This window comes from Methylococcus sp. ANG, from assembly GCF_040730495.1.
Taxonomy (GTDB): Bacteria; Pseudomonadota; Gammaproteobacteria; order Methylococcales; family Methylococcaceae; genus Methylococcus.
Map to the genome: position 1 here is coordinate 2,805,147 of NZ_CP160399.1, position 15,317 is coordinate 2,820,463.

The 15,317-nt window shown below is 65.8% G+C and carries 14 protein-coding genes; 8 read left to right on the forward strand and 6 right to left on the reverse strand.

The genetic code is table 11. The features are described from left to right. Positions 1–25 precede the first annotated feature (25 nt). Positions 26–637, forward strand: a complete 612-nt coding sequence (gene gstA, locus ABZN20_RS13540; protein ID WP_218808252.1) for a glutathione transferase GstA — start codon at positions 26–28, stop codon at positions 635–637. 14 nt (positions 638–651) lie between these two features. Further along, complete coding sequence (locus ABZN20_RS13545) at positions 652–987, forward strand: DUF1840 domain-containing protein (RefSeq protein ID WP_367025575.1); 336 nt, start codon at positions 652–654, stop codon at positions 985–987. 7 nt (positions 988–994) lie between these two features. On the opposite strand, the gene ABZN20_RS13550 is transcribed toward ABZN20_RS13545, so the two are convergent. From ABZN20_RS13550 to ABZN20_RS13560, 3 genes are read right to left on the reverse strand one after another with little or no spacing between them, the layout of a single operon-like run. Next, on the reverse strand, positions 995–1,717 hold the full coding sequence (locus ABZN20_RS13550; protein WP_218808250.1) for a DUF4403 family protein: 723 nt from the start codon (positions 1,715–1,717) through the stop codon (positions 995–997). A gap of 40 nt (positions 1,718–1,757) precedes the next feature. Further along, positions 1,758–4,859, reverse strand: a complete 3,102-nt coding sequence (locus ABZN20_RS13555; RefSeq protein WP_367025576.1) for an efflux RND transporter permease subunit — start codon at positions 4,857–4,859, stop codon at positions 1,758–1,760. Then, the gene (locus ABZN20_RS13560) at positions 4,859–5,860 is read right to left on the reverse strand and encodes a hypothetical protein (protein ID WP_367025577.1); all 1,002 of its coding nucleotides are present in this window, start codon (positions 5,858–5,860) and stop codon (positions 4,859–4,861) included. The genes ABZN20_RS13555 and ABZN20_RS13560 overlap by 1 nt, the downstream gene beginning before the upstream one ends. A 283-nt stretch (positions 5,861–6,143) precedes the next feature. On the opposite strand from ABZN20_RS13560, the gene ABZN20_RS13565 reads away from it, so the two are divergent. Further along, positions 6,144–6,626 (forward strand): FKBP-type peptidyl-prolyl cis-trans isomerase, encoded by a 483-nt coding sequence (locus tag ABZN20_RS13565; RefSeq protein ID WP_367025578.1) that lies wholly within the window; start codon positions 6,144–6,146, stop codon positions 6,624–6,626. 49 nt (positions 6,627–6,675) lie between these two features. Here the strand turns inward: ABZN20_RS13565 and rimO are convergent, their stop codons facing one another. Further along, positions 6,676–7,989: a 30S ribosomal protein S12 methylthiotransferase RimO gene (gene rimO / locus ABZN20_RS13570; RefSeq protein ID WP_367025579.1), complete on the reverse strand. Its 1,314-nt coding sequence runs from the start codon at positions 7,987–7,989 to the stop codon at positions 6,676–6,678. 124 nt (positions 7,990–8,113) lie between these two features. Between rimO and ABZN20_RS13575 the strand changes: the two genes are divergently transcribed. From ABZN20_RS13575 to ABZN20_RS13595, 5 genes are all read left to right on the forward strand, one after another. Continuing rightward, complete coding sequence (locus ABZN20_RS13575) at positions 8,114–8,422, forward strand: type II toxin-antitoxin system Phd/YefM family antitoxin (RefSeq protein WP_218808245.1); 309 nt, start codon at positions 8,114–8,116, stop codon at positions 8,420–8,422. After that, positions 8,406–8,810: a type II toxin-antitoxin system VapC family toxin gene (locus tag ABZN20_RS13580; RefSeq protein ID WP_367025580.1), complete on the forward strand. Its 405-nt coding sequence runs from the start codon at positions 8,406–8,408 to the stop codon at positions 8,808–8,810. Before ABZN20_RS13575 ends, ABZN20_RS13580 begins: the two co-directional genes overlap by 17 nt. 94 nt (positions 8,811–8,904) lie before the next feature. Further along, a complete protein-coding gene (locus ABZN20_RS13585; protein WP_367025581.1) occupies positions 8,905–9,822 on the forward strand; it encodes a methyltransferase domain-containing protein in 918 nt (305 codons plus the stop codon). A 50-nt stretch (positions 9,823–9,872) separates the two neighbouring features. After that, a complete protein-coding gene (locus ABZN20_RS13590) occupies positions 9,873–10,937 on the forward strand; it encodes a hypothetical protein (RefSeq protein WP_367025582.1) in 1,065 nt (354 codons plus the stop codon). A 40-nt stretch (positions 10,938–10,977) separates the two neighbouring features. Then, a complete protein-coding gene (locus tag ABZN20_RS13595) occupies positions 10,978–11,331 on the forward strand; it encodes a hypothetical protein (protein WP_367025583.1) in 354 nt (117 codons plus the stop codon). A gap of 44 nt (positions 11,332–11,375) precedes the next feature. Here ABZN20_RS13595 and ABZN20_RS13600 read toward each other — a convergent pair whose 3' ends face one another. Together ABZN20_RS13600 and ABZN20_RS13605 are read right to left on the reverse strand one after the other, a co-directional pair. Further along, positions 11,376–11,876 carry a type IV pilin protein gene (locus ABZN20_RS13600; protein ID WP_367025584.1) on the reverse strand — a complete coding sequence of 167 codons (501 nt, stop codon included), beginning with the start codon at positions 11,874–11,876 and terminating at the stop codon, positions 11,376–11,378. Between the two features lie 6 nt (positions 11,877–11,882). Beyond that, positions 11,883–15,311, reverse strand: a complete 3,429-nt coding sequence (locus tag ABZN20_RS13605; protein WP_367025585.1) for a pilus assembly protein — start codon at positions 15,309–15,311, stop codon at positions 11,883–11,885. Between the last annotated feature and the right edge of the window lie 6 nt (positions 15,312–15,317).

Genomic DNA, 15,317 nt, shown 5'->3' on the forward strand with positions numbered 1-15,317 from the left:
TCACCACCGTAAAGAGGATGCACCCATGAAACTCTACTATTTCCCCGGCGCCTGTTCCCTGGCGCCCCACATCGTGCTGCGCGAAGCGGGCCTGGATTTCGAGCTGGAGAATGTCGATCTCGGCACCAAGAAAACCGGAGGCGGCGCCGACTTCCTCCAGGTCAACCCCAAGGGCTACGTACCGGCATTGCAGTTGGACGACGGCCAGGTGCTGACCGAGGACCAGGTCATCCTGCAATACCTCGCGGACCTGAAGCCCGAGGCCGGGCTGATGCCGCCGGCGGGGACGTTCGAGCGCTACCGGCTCTTGGAATGGCTGGCCTTCATCTCCACCGAGATCCACAAGACCTTCGGGCCGTTCTGGAATCCGGAATCTCCCGAGGCCAGCAAGAAGATCGCACTCGCCCTGCTGTCGCGGAGGCTGGACTACGTGGAAGACCAATTGGCGGCGGGTGGTCCCTGGCTGATGGGGGACCGCTACGGCGTCGCCGACGCTTATCTCTTCACCGTGCTGGGCTGGTGCGAATACCTCAAAATCGATCTCTCGAACTGGCCGCGCATCCTCGCCTACCTTGAGCGGAACCAGGCGCGGCCGGCGGTTCAGGCCGCGATGAAGGCCGAAGGGCTGACCGGCTGAAGGCGGGCCTCTTCATGCTCGTGACCTTCGAAAGCAAAGTCGGACGGGTGACGATGTTCGGCGACGTCGCACTCCAATTGCTCAGGATGATGGGGAACTCCGGCACGGTGCCGGGCGCCTTGCTGGTCAGGGATATTCCGGCGGCGCTCGAGAAGCTCGAACAGGCCCTGGCGGCCGAAGCGGCTCCGGTTTCCGCGTCGACCGAAGACGAGGAAGAGGAAAAGGAAAAGAAAGTAAAGCTGTCCCTGCGCGTACGGGCCTTCCCGTTGATCGGCCTGTTCAAGGATTCGCTGAAGCACGGCTGCGACGTGCTGTGGGAGCGGGAAGGGGAAGCGCCGCTCAAGTTCTGAGCAGGCGTCAGTTTCCGCCCGCCTGGCGCAGCCGTTCGATCTGTTGCCTCACCATTTCGCAGGTCGCCTGGAGTTTCAGCGAGTCGACCGCCTCCTGCAGGGCTTTCTCGAAATGGCTTTTCACGAGATCGCCCACCTTCACCCGCAGGCCGCCCACGAGCTCGATTTCCGGCTCTTCCCGCCATTCGATGCCGGTGGACACCGCGTTGATCGTGCAGCCGTCGGCGGGATCGATGCCCACCTCGGCCCAGGCATCGACCGCTCCGGTGAATTTCCGGCTGTCGACCTTCAGGCTCTCGAAGTCCTCGCTGGAGGCCGCCGCTTCGCCGGTGAACCGGACGGGGATGGAGACATGGAAGAGGTCCCCGTTGCGGGTGAAGGACGGCTGGCCGTCGGTCACCACCTCGACGTTCCATTCGGTATCGGCGCAAGTCTCGAGACCGAATACCTTCTTACAAACCTTTTTCTGTCCGCTCGTGTGAATTTTCGCGGGTTTTTTCAGCAGATCTACCGGCGGCTGGGGTTCGGCCGAGGGCTCGGGCGCCGCTTGCTCCTCCGGCGCGGCGAGCGGTATGGGGGTGGGCGCCGGACTGGCGGCCGGCGCCGGTATCGGCGTCCGCGCCTGGGCGAGCTTCGCCTCGTTCGCCAGGCGCTGGCGCACTCCCATGTGCCACGAAAAAGCGAAGACGGCGGCCAGGACGATCAGCGCCGCCAGGATTTTTTTGATCATCGAGCGGTCGATTTTTGAGGCAGAGGAGGACGGTTCGGTCTCACGGGCGACATTCTACTGGTTTTCGAAAAAACCGCCCCCAGCGCAGCAGCATCGCCGGCAGCAGCGCAAGATTGAGGCAGGTGGAAGAGAGGAGGCCGCCGATGATGATGGCTGCCATCGGCCCCATGATCTCCCGCCCCGGATTGTCGCTGCCGATGGCGATGGGCAGCATCGCCAGAGCGGTCACCAGCGCCGTCATCAGAATCGAGGGCAGGCGTTCCTGGGCGCCCCGCACCGCGGTGTCGAGGTTCCAGTCCTGCCCTTCCCGCTCCACCAGATGGCGGTAATGCGAAAGCAGCATGATGGAGTTGCGGATGGTGATGCCGAACAGCGTCACGAAACCGACGAGTGCGCCCACCGAAAGGCTGGCTCCGGAAAATGCGGCCGCCAGCACGCCGCCGGCCAGTGAGAACGGCAGGTTGGCCAGGGCGATGATGGTGTGCCGGAAGCTGCCTATCGCGAGATAGGCCAACACCAGCACACCGCCGCCGGCCAGGCAGGCGCGGGCGATCAGTTCGCGCCGGGCGATGCCCTGTTCCACCGCGGCGCCGGCGATCTCGGCATAGATCTCGGCCGGGCGTCCCAGTACCGCGGCCAGCCGGGTCCGCAATTCTTCCAGGAACGAGGCCAAATCGCGCCCCTCGACGCCGGCGGTCACGGTCTGGATGCGGCGGCCGCCACGGTGCAGGATGTTATAGCGCTCCCCGGTTTCCGAGACTTCGGCCACCTCGCCGAGGGGCACGAGAATGCCGTCCTGGCCTTTGAGCGGCAGTTCGCGCAGGCTGTCGAGGGATTGCCGCAGGTCCGGCCGGAGGATGACGACGGCGTCGAAGATGCGTTGGCCGAGCGCGAAGCGGCCGACGGTCCGGCCGGCGAAAGCGGTGTCGACGGCATCCATGACGTCTCCCGGACGCAGCCCCCAGATCTGGAGCTGATCGGGGCGCAGCCGGATTTCCGCCAGCGGCGAACCGGCCGGCGAGCGCAACTGCACGTCCGCGGCTCCCGCCATCTTCCCGATTTCGGCGGCGAGTTCGCGCGCTTTCCGGTCCAGCAGGTCCAGATCGTCGCCGTACAGATTGACCGCGACCGGTGAGGTGTAGCCCGAGATGGTCTCGTTGACCCGCTCGGTCAGGAAGGTGTTCACCTCGGCGCGTATCCCGGGAAAGCGTTCCAGCAGTCCGCGCAGCCGCTCCAGCACGGCCTGCTGTTCGCTGCCGGACATTGGGCGGAGGCGCACTTCGTATTCGCTGTAATGGCTGCCGTAGGTATCGGCGCCGCGCTCGGCCCGCCCCGCCCATTGCGAGGCCGATTCGACGCCGGGGATCTGCAGGATGTCGCGCACGATCAGGCCGCCGATGCGCAGCGACTCCTGCAGCGAGGTGCCGGGGAGGCTGGCCGTGTGCACGATGTAATGCCCCTCGCGCAGGCGCGGCAGGAAGTCCCCGCCCAATCCGGGCGCCAGGGCAACCGCCAGGATGCAGACCGCAAGCCCACCGGCCGCGAGCCTTCCCGGCCGCTTCGCGGTCCGCCGTAGCCATCGCCCATAAAGGGGCTGCAGCCAACGGATCAGCGGCGGCGTCTGCGTCGTGTCCTGCGAACCCGCCAGCAGCGCGATGCAAAGCGCGGGCGTGACCGTCAGCGCTGTCGCGAGCGAGATCAGGATGGCGACGATGTAGGCGTAGCCGAGCGGCGCGAACAGACGGCCGGCGACCCCGCCCAGTCCCAGCAGCGGCACGAACACCAGGGCCACGATGAAACTGGCGTAGACCACCGAACCGCGGACTTCCATGGAGGCCCCGTAAACGACTTCGAGCGCCGGGCGGGGAGATGCGGCGGCGCGGTTTTCCCGCAGCCGCCGGAAGATGTTCTCGGTGTCGATGATGGCGTCGTCGACGACTTCGCCCAGGGCGATGGCCAGTCCCCCCAACACCATGAGGTTCAGGCTGACGCCGAAGGCCTGGAGCACCACGAAGGCGCCCAGCAGCGAAAGCGGGATCGCGACCGCGGAGATCAGGGCGGTGCGAAGGTTGTACAGGAAGGCGTAGAGCACCGCCATCACCAGCAGCCCGCCCGCCAGCAGGTGGCCGGCGAGGCTGTCCAGCGCCCGCTCGATATAGTCGGCGGGGCGGAACAGCCTGGGATGCAGCGTCACGCCTTTTTCGGCGAGCAGCGGGGCGAGTTCCGCCAGGCCGCGTTCCACGCCGCGCGACACTTCGAGGGTGTTGGCGCCGTATTGCCCGATCACCATCATGACGATCCCGGCGGCGCCATTGACCGCGGCCGCGCCGATCGGCGGCCTGGGGCCGAAAGCGATCGTCCCGACGTCCCGCAGCTTGAGCACGGCGCCGGGCGAGCGGTTGAGGATGACGTTGCCGAGGCTTTCCGGGCCGAGCGGCAGGCCGGTGACCTGCAGGGCCAGCCGCTGGTTCTCGTTCTCCACGACGCCGGCGCCCTGGGTCCGGAACGACTGGCGCACCGCCAGGCTCACGGCGTTGAGGTCGAGACCGAAGCGCTTGAGCCGCGCGGGGTCGACTTCCACCTGCAACTGCTGCACCGCTCCGCCGAAGACGTTGACGTCGGCGACGCCGGGCACGGCGAGGACGCGCGGTGTCACTACCCAGTCCGCCAGCGTCCGCAGCTCCATCGGGCTGACGGTTTCGGAGGTCAGGCCGAGCGTCAGCACCGTCGCCGACGAGGAGGACAGCGGCACCAGCACCGGCGTGCCGGAACCCTCCGGAAGCTGCCCGGCCAGCAGCGCCAGGCGCTCGCTCACCAGCTGCCGGTCGCGGTAGATGTCGGTCTCCTCGCCGAACACCGCCGTCACCACCGACAGGCCCTGGATCGACTCCGAGCGCAGGGCTTCGAGCCCGACGATGCCGGCCAGCTTGCGCTCGATGGGCAGGGTCAAGAGGGTCTCGACCTGGCGGGTGGTGAGGCCCTGGGCCTCGGTCTGCACCACCACCCGCTTGGCGGAGAATTCGGGGAAGATGTCCAGGTTCGCCGTCGCCGCACGGTACAGGCCATAGGCCGCCAGCAGCACGGCGAGCGCGACCACGACGCCGCTGCGGCGGACGGCGAAGCGGACCAGCGGTCCCAGCATCAATCGTCCTCTTCGGGGATCGCGTGGCGCTGTTCCTCCGAGAGCAGCAACTGGGCTCCCTGGACCACCAGCGACTCGCCCGGCTCGATGCCCGCTTCGACGAACCAGGCATCACCGTAGTCGCGATGGGCGTCCACCGGCCGCCGGATGAAACGGTCTTCCCCGGCCCGCAGGTAGACCCAAGTCCGGCCCTCGTGCCAGATCCGCGCCGAGCGGGGAATGACGACGCCGCTCAGCTTTTCGCCCGATACCGGAATCCAGGCCTCGATGCGCATGCCGGTGCGCAGCTTGCGGGCGTCGGTGTGGAAGAACCAGGTTTCCCCCTGCACGATGTCGTCGGTGCTCGGCGCCGCCGAGACCAGCTCGGCGGGCTGCGCCGCCTGCCGGTCGCCCGCCCGCGTCACCATGATGCGGGAAGCGTCCGCGGGCAGAGCCTGATCGTGGTGCAGGGTGACCAGGACCAGCACCCGGCGCCGCTGCAGCAGGTCGTCGAACAAACGGGAGTCCCCGGCCACGGCGGCCTTGAACAGTTCGGCGCCCCAAACCTGCAGGCCTTCCTCCTGCAATTCCCGGACATGCTGGCGCGCCGTCACGGCCCGCGCTTCGTCGGCGGCGAGCTGGGATTCCGCATGGATCAGTTCGCGGGTGGCGACGATCGCCTCGCTGTGCAGGCTGGCGAGCCGGTCGCGGTTCTTGCGGGCGAGCCGCAGGGCGGCGTCGGTGATCTTGGCCTCGGCCTGGGCGGCGCGGTAGCGCGAGCGCAGGTCGAGCAGCGGCTGGATGTCCACGATCCGGCCCAGCGACCGCGTCTCGGGCCGATATTCGATGGCCTCCAGGACGCGGGTTTCGATGCCGGCGAGCCGCTGCCGCGCCGGTTCGAGCACCACCCCGGCTCCCTGGGCCGGGTTTCCGGCAGCCGCCTCGGCTTCGTCACCGGTGCGCACAACCGCGGAAAGGAGACAACAGAGCAGGACGGCCACGCTCGTCCGACGGGGCGCCATGCGGAAATACGGCATCGGGAAGGACCGGGTGTTTTCTCGAAAAGGGCCGGATCCCGGTCAGGCGGCAGAGGACAGGGGGAACCGGCCGCCGTTGAAGTGAAAGTCGCTGCAACCTTGCTCACCCTTTGGGAGAGGGGCGGGGTGAGGGAAACGATCATGGCGAGCAGTCGCTTTAATGATCCAAGACGGTTGGTTGCTATGATCGTCTGCTGCGACATCGAAAACCTGTCTGCAACCGGGGAAAAAGACTATGATGACGGTTCCAATCTCAGCAGGTACTCCCATGCAAATCTCCCCCCACAAGGTTGTTCTCATCCACTATACCCTAACCAACGACGAGGGAGACGTCCTCGACAGCTCCAGCGCGGACGAGCCGCTGGCCTACATCCATGGCTTGGGCAACATCATTTCCGGTCTCGAAGAGGCGCTGACCGGCCGGATCGTCGGCGACAGCTTCAAGGTCACCATCCCCCCCGAGGAGGCCTATGGCCTGCACGACGAGAACCTGGTCCAGGCGGTGCCGCGGGATGCCTTCGAGGGCGTCGACGAAATCCTGCCCGGCATGCAGTTCCATGCCGAATCCAACGAAGGCATGCAGATCGTGACCGTGCTGGAAGTGCTGGAAGACGAGGTGGTGCTGGACGGCAACCATCCCATGGCCGGCATGACCCTGCATTTCGACGTCGAAGTCGCCGACATCCGCGATGCATCCTCCGAAGAGCTCGAACACGGCCACGTCCACGGTCCCGGCGGTCACCACCACTGATTTCGCAAGGCTCGCGGCCCCGCCGGGGAGCGGGGTCGCGATCAAGGTTTCAGTCCTCCAAGCGGGCCCACAAATCGTGCTCGTCCGCTTCTTCGAAGGTCACTTCCACAAACTCGCCGACCTCGAGGTGGGTCGCGCCGTCGATGAACACCTGGCCGTCGATGTCGGGGGCATCCGCCCGGCTGCGGGCGACCGCGCCTTCCTCCACCACCTCGTCCACCAGCACCGTCTCGGTCCGCCCGACCCTCGCCTGTAGCCGGGCCGCGCTGATGCGCTCCTGCGCTTCCATGAAGCGGGCGTGGCGCTCGACCTTGACCTCCTCCGGCACCGGATCGGGCAAGGCGTTGGCCGCCGCGCCCTTCACCGGCGAATATTCGAAACAGCCGACCCGATCGAGCCGGGCTTCCTCCAGGAAATCGAGCAGCTCGCGGAATTCGTCCTCGGTCTCGCCGGGAAAGCCGACGATGAAGGTGCTGCGTAGCGTGAGCTCCGGACAGGTTTCGCGCCAGCGGCGGATCGCGGCGAGGGTGTTTTCCGCCGCCGCCGGCCGTTTCATCGCTTTCAGGACCCGCGCACTGGCGTGCTGGAACGGGATGTCGAGGTAGGGCAGGATCCGTCCTTCCGCCATCAGCGGGATCACCTCGTCGACATGGGGGTAGGGATAGACGTAGTGCAGCCGCACCCACACGCCCAGATCGCCCAGCGCCCGCGCCAGTTCCTGGAAGCGTGAGCGCAGCGGCCGACCGCCCCAGAAGCCGGTGCGGTAGCCCAGGTCCAACCCGTAGGCGCTGGTGTCCTGCGACACCACCAGGATTTCCTTCACGCCCGCCGCCACCAGGCGCTCGGCCTCGGTCATCACCTCGCCGATCGGGCGGCTGACCAGATCGCCGCGCAGCGAGGGGATGATGCAGAAGCTGCAGCGGTGGTTGCATCCTTCCGAGATCTTGAGGTAGGCGTAATGGCGCGGGGTCAGCCGGACGCCCTGCGGCGGCACCAGGTCCATGAAGGGATCGTGCGGCGGCGGAAGGTGCTGGTGCACCGCGCTCATGACTTCCTCATAAGCATGGGCGCCGGTCACCTTCAAGACCGAAGGATGGCGCGCCTGGATTTCCTCCGGACGCTCGCCGAGACAGCCGGTGACGATCACCTTGCCGTTCTCCGCCAGCGCCTCGCCGATCGCCTCCAGCGACTCCTCGACCGCCGCGTCGATGAAGCCGCAGGTGTTCACCACCACCAGCTCGGCGTCCCGGTAGGTCGGCACGACGCCGTAGCCCTCGGCGCGCAACTGGGTGAGGATGCGCTCGCTGTCCACGAGCGCCTTGGGACAGCCAAGGCTGACGAAGCCGATTTGGGGAGTTTTCATGCGGTTCGGATCGGGGAGCAAAGCTGGGGAAAAGCGCGATATTGTACTGGTTACCCCGCGTGGCTGTACCAGGTACATTAATTGTGATCATAATAGGCTTTAAGCATAGACATGAGGGTCGGCTATGGCCTGGAACATCGCTCAAGCCAAACAGCATCTGTCCGAAGTCGTGAAACAAGCCGCCAAGGAGCCGCAGTTGATCTATAACCGCAACCAGCCGGTCGCGGCCCTGGTCAGCGCGGACGAGTACGCGGCGTTCGAGCAATGGCGCCAGTCGAGCGTCCGGCAGCGTACGCTCGCCGAGCAGTTCGAGGAGTTTCGGCGGATGCTGGGGGAGGAGGGGTACGAGGGGCTTCCGCTGCCAGTCCGCTCCACACGGGCGAATGCCTTAGTCCAGATGCTGGAAGAGGAAACGGGTGAGTTACCTCGTTGACACCGACATCATCAGTGAGCTTTGCCGCCCGAGGCCCGATCCGTGCGTGCTGGCTTGGGCCGCGCGCGTCGAACGGCTTAGCCTCTCCGTCATCACGGTCGAGGAAATCTGTTACGGGCTCGCCCGCCGGCCCAGCGAGAGGCTGCGGATGTGGATGGAACAATATTTCCGGAGGCAGACGGTCTTGCCGGTTACCGAGACGGTCGCCCGGCGTGCTGGTGAATTGCGGGGCGAGTTCGCCGGGCGCGGCATCTCGAGGGAGCAGGCCGACATGCTCATCGCCGCTACCGCCCAGATTCACGCACTCACTCTGGTGACCCGAAACACCCGGGATTTCGAAGGCTGCGGCATCGCCCTGCTGAATCCTTTCGGTGTCTTCCCGCCCTGAGGCGGGCTACGGCGGGAGCGCTACGCTCCCATCCGGGGTAAACTTCCGTCTTTTGCGCGCACCAGGCGCTAAGCGAACACCCGCGGAATCCCCCATGTATTACCTCGAACCCAACAAAGATTACCGCAACGATTCCCTGCGCAAGGGCGCCGGGTTTTCCGAAGACGAAATCCGCATCGACACCGCCAAGCATTACGACGACTGCTACTGGGACTACCGCACCGCCTGGTTCGACAATGAAAACCTGGCGCTGCACTACGGCTACTGGGAGGAGGGGATCAAGACCCACAGCCAGGCCCTCCTCAACAAGAACCGGATCATGGCCGCGATCGCCGGAATCGAGGCGGGCGACCATGTCCTGGACGCCGGCTGCGGCATCGGCGGCAGCTCCATCTGGCTGGCCAAGCACATCGGCGCCCAAGCCACCGGCATCACCGTCAGCGAGCGGCAGGTCGAGCACGCCACGCGCAATGCTCGTCGTCATGGCGTCTCAGACAAGACCGAATTCCGGGCGGCGGATTTCTGCAAAACGCCGTTCCCGGACGCATCCTTCGACGTGGTCTGGGCCGTCGAGAGCAGTTGCTACGCCACCGACAAGCGCGATTTCTTCCGCGAGGCCTATCGGGTGCTCAAGCCGGGCGGCACCCTGATCGCCTGCGACGGCTACGCCACCAAGCGCGAGTTCGACGAAGCCGAATGGCGGGCGGTGATGGACTGCCTGAACGGCTGGGCGGTGCCCAACCTGTCCACCGTGGAGGAGTTCCAGTCCGGCATGGAGGAATGCGGTTTCCGCGAGGTCCACATCACCGAAGCCACCAGGGAAACCCTGCCTTCGTCCCGCCGAATGTATCTCACGGCGCTCTGGACCGCCCCCATGCAATGGGCCATGCACTGGCTGGGGCTGCGCAAGAAGGCCCAGACCGCCAATTACAAGGTGGCTCTGGCGCAGTGGAAGGTGTTCAACGAAGGCATGGTGCGCTACTGCATTTTCCGCGCGAAAAAACCCCTGTAAGCTGGAGCGCGTGGCCCGGGGATGCGAGTTCCGGGCAGGATACAATTTTCGTGCCGGGAGTGAAAGCGATGAACCTCGTCCGTCCATCCTCCGTCTCGATCGCGTTGCGGAACGCATCACTTGCGAGCCTTCTGCTGCTGGCCACATCCCCGGTCCGTGCCGGTGTGACTGCCGAGGACCTGATCGGCCGGGTGGGCATTGCGCCGGCTGACGTGGCGCGGCTGCAGAACGGAGAAATCGTCTCCTATTCGGTATCCGAAACGGGCAGCAAGTCGCTGGCGACCGGCATCGCCATGTATCTCAAGACGGCGCCCGCCCGGATCGTCGAGGTCATCGAGCGCCGTGAATTAATCGCCCGCGACCCCGATGTGACGGCTCGAGGAGTCGTGCCTCCCGGCGCCGGCGCCGAGGCTTTCGCCAAATTCGCCTATACGCCGGCCCAGGCGGACGAAGCACGCGACCTGCTGAACGTCCGGCCGGGCCCGGACTTCAATTTGTCGACCGAGGAAATCGCCGGCTTCGCCGCGCTGAAGGCGGGCTTGAATACGGATGACGACAAGGCGGTCGCCGAAGCCGTTTCCAAGCAATACCGCACGGTGCTCGCCGCCCGTATGCAGGCTTACCGGAGCAAAGGGCTGGCCGGCATCGCCGCTTACGACCGGGGCGACGGCGAAAAAGCCGATCCGGCCGCCGAGCTGACCGACGCCGCCCGGGCCAGCAAACTTCTCGGCGATCAGTTCCCCGAGCTGCAAAAGGCCCTGCTGCGCTATCCGGCGGAGATGCCGGCGGGTGTGGACGATTCGTTCGGCTGGGCCAACCGGACGGTGCAGGGCCGGCCTACCCCCATCCTGGTCCACCGGTTGATTTACGCGCGGAACGACGGCGCCGTGCTGTTGCAGCGCGCCTTCTACGTCGGCCATTCCTACAATGTCAGCCAGATTTTCGCCGGCACCGTGCCTTACCAGGACGGCGCCCTGGTCTTGTACTCGGCGCGCTCGTCGACCGATCAGGTCAGCGGCATGGGCGAGGCCTTGAAGCATTCCATCGGACGCAAGCAGATGGAGAAGGAAATGATCAAGAAGTTCCAGGCGCTCAAGGCCAGCGTGAACGGCTGAACCCAAGAATCCCATCGAACTTTAGCAGCATGAGAAGCCCATGAACGAAGCCGCCGCGAACCTGTCCGGATTCCCCAAGGAATATGCCTTCCTGCTGCTGGGGATAGGCCTCGGCTTCTTTCTCGGCTGGCTGGCGGCCCGTATCGGCGGAGTGGGGCGGGCCGCTCCGGGGCAAACCACGGGTGGGGCCCGCGTTCCCTCCGATGCGCAGCCCATCGACGTGGTCGTGAACGGCAAAATGGTCCGGCTGCCCTCCGGCACCGCGGCGGAAATCCGCAGGCTCATCCGGGACGGGAATCCGGGCGGAGCGGTCAAGCGGCTGAGGGAGGCGACCGGTCTGCGTCCGGCGGAGGCCAAAGCGGTGATCGATTCGCTGGCCCGGATCAGGGACTGAGGCCTGCCGCCTCCGCGGCGGCGGGCTGACCGCCCTTCCCGCTTTCACCAGTTCCAGCAGTCGGCTAGGGAGCCCGAGCCGGACTTCCCTTTCACGCCCAGGGAGTTCAGGGTCAGATTGCCGCAGACTGTATCGTTCGCCTGCTGTCCTTTAGGTGTGGCTTGTAGAGCGAAGGTGTTGCTGTCGGCGTTCGTTACGGAGATCACATAGTGGCACTCATCTGACGCCGCGCCGGAGGTTACGCCGCTAACCCGTCGGCATGCATCCATTGTAGATGCGTCTTGGAATCCGAGCCTAGTGGTATCGCTCGTATACGTCTTGTTGTCCATGAAATACTGCTCCTCGCGTGCGGCGGCCCGCAGCAGCGCGGCTTTGCCGTCTGCGCGGCGGGTCCGGACGATGTGCTCCTGATAGGACGGGTAGGCGACGGCGGCGAGGATGCCGATGATGGCCACCGTGATCATCAGTTCGATCAGCGAGAATCCCCGCCGTTCCGCCGCCCGGAGGGCGGGAGAAACGCTTACCTTTCCGTTCGGTTCAGCCATATCCGTTCACTCCTTTTCGTACCAGTAGAGCCGGTTGATGCCGGAATTGCCGACCGGTAGGGACAGGTCGGGATTCGCCGGCAGGTTGCCGGCCGTGACGTAGAGCTTACCGTTGACGGCGACGGTAACGGGGTCGCTGGGCAATCCCCTGCCGGTGGCAGTGAAACGCTCCTTGGCCGCCGTCGCCGTGTTGAAGTTGAAGACGCCGGACGCGTCGGCGAGACGGACGACGTAGGTCAGCGATTCGCCTTCGTTGGGCCCGCACTGTCCGGAAACGCTCCCGCCCTGCGGCGCATAGGTGCCGAAATAGACCGAACCGTTGTAAGTGAGCGGGCTGGAAAGCACTTTTTCGCCGCTGGCCGAACTGCCGATGTCGATGTACCAGCCGGACTTGTCGGTACGGACGGTCGTCGAACTCGTCAGGTTGTCGAGGTCCGTCACGGTCTTGGCCGACCCCGTCGGCGGTGATCCGCTGGCGACATGGGTGTCCTTGAACATATAAAACTGGTTCTGGACGTTGGTGTCGAGGGGGTGCTCGCGGTCGCCGGAGCCGATCAGCACGGCATCGAAGCGGGTTGAGCCGGCGGTCGCCGGCACGAAGTCCGGGCGGTGGAAGAAGCGCCGGTCCGGCTGTCCGGCATGGCGGCCGACCGAAAGCACGGGGGTGACGGTCCAGTGCGCGGGCTCGTTGTAGGACGCGGTGCCGTCCTGTTTCACGTAGGCCAGGTCGGCGCGCCAGAGCACCCCGCCGGTGTCCCCGACGTACAAGCGGTCCACCGAACCGTTGTCGTCGGTATCGACCGCGGTGACCTTGGAGGGGATGCTGTCGGCCAGTCCGGAATGCTGGAACGTCGTCGCCGACGCGGCGCCCGATCCTTTGACCGCCTTCCACACCAGCTCCCCGGTCTTCGCGTCGACGATGTAGATCGCGTTGCCCTGGCTATCGTCGGTGCCGGTCGCCGCATTCCGGGCGTTCGCCGTGCTGGATTCGTCCTTGTTGGTGCTGTAGCCGCCGCCGAAGATGAGCACGGGTTTGCGCCCCTGGCCCCAGTCGAGCTGGGCGATGGTGGGATCCGAGAAGGTGTAGCCGAGTTCGTTGAAGTTTCCACTGGCGTCGTTCTTCTCGATCGTCCAGAGCATCTTGGGGGTGTCGGGATCGGTGATGTCGAGGGCGTAATAGCCCTTGCCGCCCCGGCGCATGCCGATGAAGGCGATGACCTGGTCGGAGCCGTTCACGGTGCCGTCGCGGTCCATGTCGTTGACGTAGACCGCCACGGTGCCGTCGAGCCCGTAAACATGGGAGGTCGCCGCGCCGTTGTCCGACAGCGGCTTCAGATTGCCGAGCAGCCGGCGGGGGATGAAGGCCCAGTCCTCCACGCCGCTGGGCGATTCGGTGCAGGATGCGCTGGGGCTGGGGTTGGGGTTGGGGCAGGAAGCTGCCGAATTGCGGAACATGTGCAGGAAGCCGTCGTTACCGGAAACCAGGACCCGGACGTCCTGAACGTCCCGCGAATAGCCGGGGCGCGCGCCGTAGTTGAGCGGCACGGCGGCCGAATGCAGCGGATCGGCCATCAGCCATATGCGCTTGGGCTGGTTGGCCGGGGACGCCCAGGGGTGAGCCTCGGTGTCGTTGCCGTCGCCGTCTTCGTCGTTGGCGTCTTGTCCGCGGGCGAACTTGAGGAGCTTCACGGCCGTGGCCTGATCGTCGCTGGTGGCGGCGCTGAAGGTCGCGGCACCGCTCCAGGTGTCGCCGCTTTTCGCCCCGTTCAGGCGGAGCGTGCTCCATACCGCGGCCGCGGTGATCGAGTCGGCGTTCAGTGGGAGCAAGGCCGTCGCGCTGCCGTTGCTCAGGCCGTCGGGTTCGGTGTAGAGCTTCCGGGCGCCGCTGGTGGAGTTGCTGTCGCCGGGCGAGTTCGTCAGGAATCCGGGAATCCGCTGGCCGCCGCCGCCGCGGCCCACGCTGCGGCCGTCCTTCCCCACCACCTCGCCCTTGGCCGTGTCGGCATAGGTCTGCACATCGAAGCCGGAGGCGCCGGTCCAATAGGTGAGCGCTTCGTGCTTGATCCTGCCGTCGACGCTGGAGATCACTTCGATCGGCGGGCTGGATGCGTCCAGGACCTGGAGCCGGTGCGTCGTGGGATCGGACGCCAGCTTGAGCCGTTTCAGGTTGCCGTTCCAGCGGGGGGCCTGTTCGGGCTGGAAGATGGAGAAAAACACGTGGTTCAGCGACTCCGTGCGGTTGAACACGTTGACCGGCGAGGCGGCCGAGACGAAGGTGGCGCTGACGCTCAGCACTTCCTTGAAGACCTGTTTGAGCGACGCGATCAGCAGGGTGGGATCGGTGCTCAGCGGCAGCGCGGCGTTGGTTCCGCCGGCGGTCGCGTAGCCGTTGGTCGTGGTGTTGATGTGCGTGGGAGCGACGAAGAAATACGAGGTGACGTTCTGCACGTCTTCCAGGTTGCCGGCGCTGCCGTAGGTGCCGTCCGCCAGGTCGGCGTCCCGCATCCAGCGGATGACGTTGGCGAAGGCGCTGTTGCTGTTGCCTGGATTGAGGCCATTCATGCCGCCCGAGGCTTTGCTCTGCCTGATCGCGCTGTCGGAGTCGTTCTCCTTGTTGGAAACCTGGAACATGAAGTTGATCATGAACACCTTGGAGCAGTTGTCCACCAGGGGGCTCACGTAATTGGCGCCGTTCTCGATCGTGCCGTCCCATTGCAGAAGGCTGTCGTCGAACTCGGTGCCCGGATTGTCGATATCCAGGTTGTCGTCCTTGTTGTTGTCGCCGTAGTCCTGCCAGCCCTTGTGGCCATTGAAGATGCCTTGGCCCGTCAGGTAGCGGAACAGCTCGAAATAGAGTTCCTTCCCCTGGAACTCGTGGGCCAGGCTGCCCTGGGGCACGGGAATCCGGGCCAGGGCGTCGTGGAAACCCGCCTTGTCGGTGCTGAAGCCTCTCAGCACGTAGGCGCCGTTGCTGCACTGGCCGCTGGGGCCGGCGCCGCACTGGCCACCGGTGGAATCGGCGTGGTTGATCATGAGCCCCACTCGGACGCCGGCGAGTTCGGTGCTGAGGTCGTCCATGGCCTTGCGCAGTGCGGCGCGGATCAGGTCGAAATGAGTGACGTCGCCGCTCGATGGGAGGTAGGTCGTTCCCGAGCTGGGCGAGACGGTCCTTTTCAGCGAGCGGCAGTCGTCGCCGTGTTCGTGGTCGTCATCTCTGTCATCGTCGCCGCTTTGGGCGCTGCTTTCGCCATATCGGCCGTCGCTGCCTTGGCATACGAGCGCGCCCAGGTTCGGCCGGTAATCCACGCTGAACATCACCAGCGGCCTCCCGCCCACCGAGCCGCCGCCGGCGAAATAGATGTCGGTATCGTCCGCCCGGCCGGCGCAGAAGGGAGCGGCGATCGAGAGCGCCAAGATTGCGGGTTGGATTTTCATTGTTCT